Genomic DNA, 6,450 nt, shown 5'->3' with positions numbered 1-6,450 from the left:
TCGTCGATTGTCCGCCGAGGGGGCCTCTGCTAGAGTGCCGCCGCAGGGAGGCAGGCCACGATGACCACGCTGGACCCGGCGGCGCGCGACCGCCTCTTCTCCTCGCTCACACCCACCATCCGTGCGCTGGCCGCGCGCGGTGTGCTGCGCAGCTACCGCAAGAACACCATCCTCGTGCACGAGGGCGAGCGGGGGGATTCCACCTTCGTGCTCCTGCAAGGCAAGGTGAAGGTCTATTCGACCGATGCCGAAGGCCGCGAAATCATCTACAGCATCGCCAATGCAGGCGACTATTTCGCCGAAATGTGGCTGGACGGCGGTCCGCGCTGCGCCTCGGTGATGACGCTGGAGCCTTGCGTCTGCTCGATCGTGTGCGGCGACGCCTTTCGCGAGCACCTGGCCGGCGAACCGGATTTCGCGCTGGAGCTGGTCTCGAGGCTGATTCGCCGGGTGCGCGAAGCGACGCAGAAGGCGCGCGAACTGGCCCTGCTGGACGTGTATGGCCGCGTGGTGCGCGCGCTGGAATCCCATGAAGGTCCCGCGGTGCCCGGCCGTCCCGTGGTGCTGTCCCCGATCACGCACCAGGCCATCGCAAGCCGGGTCGGCTCCTCACGCGAGATGGTCAGCCGCCTGCTCAAGGACCTGGAGCGGGGCGGTTACGTGGAGCTCGGGGTCAAGCGCATCACCCTGCACCGCAAGCTGCCCGCGCGCTGGTAGCCGTGCTGCCTGCGGTGCGCGAGCGGGCAACGGCGTTAAGGCGTTCTTGCCTCGCACTCAGGTGGCCTGACCTTGAACGCATGCACCGGTTCGCGCACGTGCCGCAGCTGGTGCATGCCGCAGTCGACCAAGCGTGCCTGGTCGCTGTCGCCCAGCAGGTGGCGCATCGTCGCGCTGATCCACACCTCGCCGGGCCGGGCCACCTGGAGCAGCCGATGCGCCAGGTTAATGCCGCAACCATAGATGTCGTACTCGTCGGCCACGAACTGCGCGATGTGGACCGCCATGCGCAGCCGCATGTGCGCCTCGGCGGGCAGCTGGCTGTTGATGGTGTCGCTCACGCGCAGCAACTCGAAGGCGGCCTGCACGGCTTCGTAGGGACCGCGGAACTCGATCAGCAGCCCGTCGCCCGTGCTCTTGTGGATACGGCCCGCGAAGACCGGCAGGACCTCTCTACGTATCTCCCGCACGTAGCGCTGCCAGCGGCGGATGAAGCCGCGCTCGTCGCTCTCCATCAGGCGGACCGATTCGACCACGTCCAGCACCAGGATGACACCCGTGAGCCGCACGAACTCGGGCAGGGTCGTTTGGGTCATGGAACGTAGGCGAGGGCAGCGACGGATGAGCTCGGATTGTCACGAGGGGGACGCGGCGTGCAATCCCTTCCGTCGCCGGGAGCGCTGATTGCGGTGCTCGCGCCCTGTCAGAACTGACAGGGCGATGACAAAAGTCGTCCCCCTTCAGCGGGATTCGGAGGCGAGCACGCCGCGGCGCATCTGGTCCAGCTCCATGGTCTCGAACAGAGCCTTGAAGTTGCCTTCGCCGAATCCCTGGTTGCCCTTGCGCTGGATGAACTCGAAGAAGATCGGGCCCAGCTGGTTCTCGCTGAAGATCTGCAGCAGCAGGGCGCCGGGCTCGCCGTCGACCAGGATGTTGCGCTGCTTCAGCGCCTCGAGGTCTTCCTGCAATCCCGGGATGCGCCGGGGGAGCAGCTCGTAATAGGTCTCGCTGGTGGTCAGCAGCTTGATGCCGGCCATTTGCAGGGCGTCGACCGTGTCGAACAGGTTGGTCGAACCCAGCGCGATGTGCTGGATGCCCTCGCCGCGGTACTTGTCCAGGTACTCCTGGATCTGCCCGGCCTTGTCGTTGCCTTCCTCGTTGATCGGGATGCGGATCTTGCCGCAGGGGCTGGTCATGGCCTTGCTCTTGACGCCGGTGGCCTGGCCTTCGATGTCGAAGTAGCGGACCTCGCGGAAGTTGAACAGCCGCTCGTAGAACTCCGACCACTCGGTCATCCGCCCGCGATGCACGTTGTGGGTCAGGTGGTCGATGTAGGTCAGGCCGTGGCCGGGCGCATCCAGCGCTTCCTGCGGCCCGATGCCGGGGAGCGGCTCGAAGTCCACGTCGTAGAAGCCGATGTTGCCGATGTCGCCTTCGCGTGCGCCGTTCTTGCCACGCCAGCGGTCCACCAGGTAGATCAGGCTGTCGCCGATCCCCTTGATCGCCGGGATGTTCAGTTCTCCCGGGCCAGCCTGACCGGCATAGCCCCAGGCGCCCAGCGAGATCGCGCGCTCGTAGGCCGCCTTGGCATCCTGCACGCGGAAGGCGATCGCGCAGATGCTGGGCCCGTGCTGGCGCGCGAAGCGCTGGGCGAACGAATCCGGTTCGGCGTTGACGATGAAGTTGATGCCGCCCTGGCGATACAGGAGCACGTTCTTGTGGCGGTGGCGTGCAATGGCGCGAAAGCCCATGCGTTCGAACAGTGCGCCCATGGCAGCGGGATCGGGTGCGGCGTATTCGATGAACTCGAATCCATCGGTTCCCATCGGGTTGTCCCAGCCGGCAAAGGCTTGCGTGGCTTGGGCGGGCAGGGCGGCATTCATGAGGGGTCTCCAGGGGGCAACGCAGGCTGCCACTGTAGGTGCAAGGAGGGTCAGGTTTTTGCCGGATGAAGGCCTGAAAGCGCCGCTTCGAACAATAAAATTGCGCCATGGCCGAAGTTGCCGCACTTGACAAGCTCGACAAGGCCATCCTGCGTGCCCTGCAGCAGAACGGCCGGGAAACCTACGACCTGCTCGGCGAGCAGGTCGGCCTGTCGCCCAGTGCCGTGCTGCGCCGGGTCAAGCGCATGGAGGAAGCCGGCGTGATCGACCGCTACGTGGCCCTGGTGCGGCCGCAGGCGGTCGGGCTGGGCCTGACGGCCTACATCAACGTCCGGCTGGAAAAGCACACCGAGACCCACAAGCGCAATCCCATGGACGTGTTCCGCGCCAGCGTCCAGGGCTGGCCGGAGGTGGTCGAATGCGCGGCGCTGACCGGGGAGATGGACTTCCTGTTGCGCGTGGTGGTCCAGGACATGGGCCACTACAGCCGCTTCATCATGGACACGCTGCTCAAGCATCCCAGCGTGCAGGACTGCAAGACCAGCTTCGTGCTCGACAGTGTCAAGGCAACGACCGCAGTGCCGGTGTGAGCAGGATCCATCGCCGGCCCTCGAAGACGGTCTAGGTAGAACTACCTGCCTTGATGGGCGGGCATTGGCTCGCCGGCGAAAACCACTAAATTGAGGCCATGGCTGCCCCGCACGAACCGGCCATCGTTCCCATCCGCTCGCTCGGGCCGCGACACCGCGAGCGCATCGCCGCGCACCTGATGGCCCTGGATGCCAACGACCGCTACCTGCGCTTCGGCTACTCGGCGACCGACGAGCAGGTCCGGCGCTACGTCGACCAGCTCGACTTCGAGCACGACGACATCTTCGGGATCTACAACCGCAAGCTCGAGCTGATCGCGATGGCGCACCTCGCGTTCTCGCGCGATCCGGAAGCCAGCCGCTGCGCGGAGTTCGGTGTCTCGGTACTGGCCAAGGCTCGTGGCCGCGGCTACGGACGCCGGCTGTTCGAGCGTGCGGTGGTGCATGCCCGCAACGAGGGCGTGGACCTGCTGTTCATCCATGCGCTGAGCGAGAACAAGGCCATGCTGAAGATCGCGAAGAACGCCGGCGCGCGGCTGGAGCGCTTCGGCAGCGAGACCGAAGCCCACCTGCGCCTGCCGCCGGCCACGCTCGACACCCGGATGAGCGAGCTGGTCGACGAGCAGCTGGCGCAGACCGACTACCGCCTCAAGCAGCAGGCGCGCAGCTTCTGGGCCTTTCTCGCGGGGGTCCAGGAAACCCGGCAGGGCGTGCGCCAGGCGCGGCACAAGTCGGGCAGCTGATCGGCAGGACGCCGCGGCGGGCGCGGCCGAAAATCGATTGCGCTATCCTATTCGTCCCCCAACCACCGCACGTCCTGCACCCCCAAGGCTGTGTCCGACCCCCACCCTGCGCGATCCCACGACAAGGAAGATCGACGCACGTTCCTGCAGAAGGTCGCCGAGTTCATCCACCCGGGCCCCGATTCCCGCGATGAACTGATTTCCACCCTCGCCGACGCCGAGGACAACGAGGTCATAGACGCCGAGTCGCGCGTCATGCTCGAAGGCGTGATCCGGATGGCGGACCTCACCGCCGGCGACGTCATGGTCGCGGCGCCGAGGATGGACCTGATCGACATCGACTCGCCGTACGACGAGCTCCTGCACCTGGTGATCAGCACCGCCCACTCTCGCTTCCCGGTGTTCGAGCGCGAGCGCGAAAACATCATCGGCATCCTGCTGGCCAAGGACCTCCTCAAGCTGCAGCGCGCGCCGGAACTGAACGTGCGAGCGCTGCTGCGCCCCGCGGTGTTCGTGCCCGAGAGCAAGGGGCTGAACGACCTGCTGCGAGAGTTCCGCGGCAACCGCAACCACCTGGCGGTGGTGGTCGACGAGTTCGGCCGCATCGCGGGCCTGATCACCATCGAGGACGTGCTGGAACAGATTGTCGGCGAGATCGAGGACGAGTTCGACATCGGCGAGGAGGAGGGCGACGTGTTCGCGCTCGCCGACCGCACCTGGCGCGTGAGTGGCGACACCGACATCGAGCGGGTCAACGAGGCCTTCGGCGTCACGCTGACGCCCAGCGACGCCGAGGAGGAAGGCCGCTTCGAGACCATCGGCGGCTTGATCGCGCACGAGATGGGGCACGTGCCGCGCCGCGGCGAAAGCCACCGCATCGGCGGCCTCGACTTCGTCGTGCTGCATACCAAGGGCGGCGCCGTGCGCTGGTTCAAGGTCTCGCCGGTCGCTCCGGACGACCGCGGCGGGTGACGCGCCCGGCCGCGCCCGTCGCCGGGGGCGCGCTGGCGCTGGTCGCCGGGCTGGCGCAGGCTTTTTCCATGGCCTGGCCGGGATCGGGCCAGCCCCTGTGGTGGCTGCAGCTGGCTTCGCTCGCCGTGCTGGCCGCCACCGTGCTCGCCACCGCGTCGGTGCGCCAGGCCTTCTTCCGCGGCTGGCTGTTCGCCACTGCCTGGCTGGTCGGCACCTTCTGGTGGCTGTTCATCTCCATGCACACCTACGGCGGCCTGGCGGCGCCGCTGGCCGGCGCGGCGGTGCTGGCACTGGCCGCTTTCCTGGGGACGTACTACGCCCTGGCCGCCGCGCTGCTGCGCTGGCTCTCGCCGGCCGGCGTCTGGTTGGGGGCCGGCACGTTCGCTGCGCTCTGGCTGCTAGCGGAACTGCTGCGCGTCGAGTGGTTCACCGGCTTTCCCTGGGGTGCCGGCGGCTATGCGCATGTGGAGGGCCCGCTCGCCTTCCTCGCTCCCTGGCTGGGTGTCCACGGCATCGGCTTCGTCGCGGCGGCGATCGCGTTCGTGCTGTCCCGGTTGCACGCCTTGCGCCGCTCGCGCCTGTACTGGGCCGGCCTGGCCGGCGCGACCCTGGTGCTGGCCGCTTGCGCGCAGGTGGAGACCAGCCACGGCGAGGCCGCCGGTGCACCCCTGTCCGTGACGCTGCTGCAGGGGAACATCCCGCAGGACGAGAAGTTCGAGCCGGGCAGCGGCGTGCCGCTCGCGCTGCAGTGGTACGGGCAGCAGTTGCAGGAGAGCCGCGCCAGCCTCACGGTGGCGCCGGAAACCGCCATTCCCCTGCTGCCGCAGCAGTTGCCGGAGGGCTACTGGCAGGCGCTGGCAGGCCGCTTCGGCGCCGGCAGCGGTCAGGCCGCCCTCGTCGGCGTGCCCTTGGGCAGCTTCGAGCAGGGCTACACCAATTCGGTGGTGGGCCTCAAGCCGGATGCGCAGGCCTACCGGTACGACAAGCACCACCTCGTGCCTTTCGGCGAGTTCATTCCGCCGCTGTTCCGCTGGTTCACCGACCTGATGGAGATCCCCCTGGGCGACTTCAACCGCGGGTCCGTCGGCCAGCCCTCGTTCGAGTGGGAAGGGCAGCGGCTGGCGCCCAATGTCTGCTACGAGGACCTGTTCGGCGAGGAACTGGCCGCGCGTTTCCAGGACCCTTCGCGCGCGCCCACCATCTTCGTCAACGTGAGCAACATCGGCTGGTTCGGCAACACGGTGGCCATCGACCAGCACCTGCACATCAGCCGCATGCGCGCGATCGAATTCGCCCGGCCCGTGATCCGGGCCACCAACACCGGTGCCACCGCCATCATCGACCATCGCGGCCGGGTCACCCATGCGCTCGAGCGCTTCACGCGCGGCGTGCTCACCGGGCCGGTCCAGGGCCGCGAAGGCGTGACCCCTTACGCGTGGTGGGTTTCCCGGCTGGGGCTGTGGCCCCTGTGGCTGCTGGGCGCCGCTCCTGTTTTGGGAGCGCTGGCGCGGCTTCGAAGGAGGGCGGCCACTTAAAATCGGGCCA

Annotated in this window: 7 protein-coding genes; 5 read left to right on the top strand and 2 right to left on the bottom strand. The window is 67.7% G+C overall.

The window, feature by feature from the left end:
* Positions 1-60: 60 nt before the first annotated feature.
* Positions 61-717 carry a Crp/Fnr family transcriptional regulator gene (locus VEC03_RS15000; protein WP_324916667.1) on the top strand — a complete coding sequence of 219 codons (657 nt, stop codon included), beginning with the start codon at positions 61-63 and terminating at the stop codon, positions 715-717.
* A gap of 35 nt (positions 718-752) precedes the next feature.
* Here the strand turns inward: VEC03_RS15000 and VEC03_RS14995 are convergent, their stop codons facing one another.
* Together VEC03_RS14995 and hppD are read right to left on the bottom strand one after the other, a co-directional pair.
* Positions 753-1,313 carry an adenylate/guanylate cyclase domain-containing protein gene (locus tag VEC03_RS14995; RefSeq protein WP_324916665.1) on the bottom strand — a complete coding sequence of 187 codons (561 nt, stop codon included), beginning with the start codon at positions 1,311-1,313 and terminating at the stop codon, positions 753-755.
* A 144-nt stretch (positions 1,314-1,457) separates the two neighbouring features.
* On the bottom strand, positions 1,458-2,600 hold the full coding sequence (gene hppD / locus VEC03_RS14990) for a 4-hydroxyphenylpyruvate dioxygenase (RefSeq protein ID WP_324916661.1): 1,143 nt from the start codon (positions 2,598-2,600) through the stop codon (positions 1,458-1,460).
* A gap of 107 nt (positions 2,601-2,707) precedes the next feature.
* Here hppD and VEC03_RS14985 point away from each other — a divergent pair, with 107 nt between their 5' ends.
* From VEC03_RS14985 to lnt, 4 genes are all read left to right on the top strand, one after another.
* The gene (locus VEC03_RS14985; RefSeq protein ID WP_324916658.1) at positions 2,708-3,190 is read left to right on the top strand and encodes an Lrp/AsnC family transcriptional regulator; all 483 of its coding nucleotides are present in this window, start codon (positions 2,708-2,710) and stop codon (positions 3,188-3,190) included.
* A 98-nt stretch (positions 3,191-3,288) separates the two neighbouring features.
* Complete coding sequence (locus tag VEC03_RS14980) at positions 3,289-3,933, top strand: GNAT family N-acetyltransferase (RefSeq protein ID WP_324916654.1); 645 nt, start codon at positions 3,289-3,291, stop codon at positions 3,931-3,933.
* 90 nt (positions 3,934-4,023) lie between these two features.
* Complete coding sequence (locus VEC03_RS14975; protein WP_324916651.1) at positions 4,024-4,905, top strand: HlyC/CorC family transporter; 882 nt, start codon at positions 4,024-4,026, stop codon at positions 4,903-4,905.
* Positions 4,906-4,973: 68 nt separating this feature from the next.
* Complete coding sequence (lnt, locus tag VEC03_RS14970) at positions 4,974-6,440, top strand: apolipoprotein N-acyltransferase (protein WP_324916684.1); 1,467 nt, start codon at positions 4,974-4,976, stop codon at positions 6,438-6,440.
* The last annotated feature ends 10 nt before the right edge of the window (positions 6,441-6,450 follow it).

The organism is Ramlibacter sp. (assembly GCF_035627355.1).
Classification (GTDB): domain Bacteria; phylum Pseudomonadota; class Gammaproteobacteria; order Burkholderiales; family Burkholderiaceae_C; genus Ramlibacter.
The sequence above is the reverse complement of the archived record's forward strand: the minus strand, read 5'-3'. Positions and strand labels throughout refer to the sequence as shown.

Coding starts and splice junctions, on each gene's coding strand:
- VEC03_RS15000 (WP_324916667.1), top strand. CDS start 61: ATGACCACGCTGGACCCGGCGGCGCGCGACCGCCTCTTCTCCTCGCTC.
- VEC03_RS14995 (WP_324916665.1), bottom strand. CDS start 1,313: ATGACCCAAACGACCCTGCCCGAGTTCGTGCGGCTCACGGGTGTCATC.
- hppD (WP_324916661.1), bottom strand. CDS start 2,600: ATGAATGCCGCCCTGCCCGCCCAAGCCACGCAAGCCTTTGCCGGCTGG.
- VEC03_RS14985 (WP_324916658.1), top strand. CDS start 2,708: ATGGCCGAAGTTGCCGCACTTGACAAGCTCGACAAGGCCATCCTGCGT.
- VEC03_RS14980 (WP_324916654.1), top strand. CDS start 3,289: ATGGCTGCCCCGCACGAACCGGCCATCGTTCCCATCCGCTCGCTCGGG.
- lnt (WP_324916684.1), top strand. CDS start 4,974: ATGGCCTGGCCGGGATCGGGCCAGCCCCTGTGGTGGCTGCAGCTGGCT.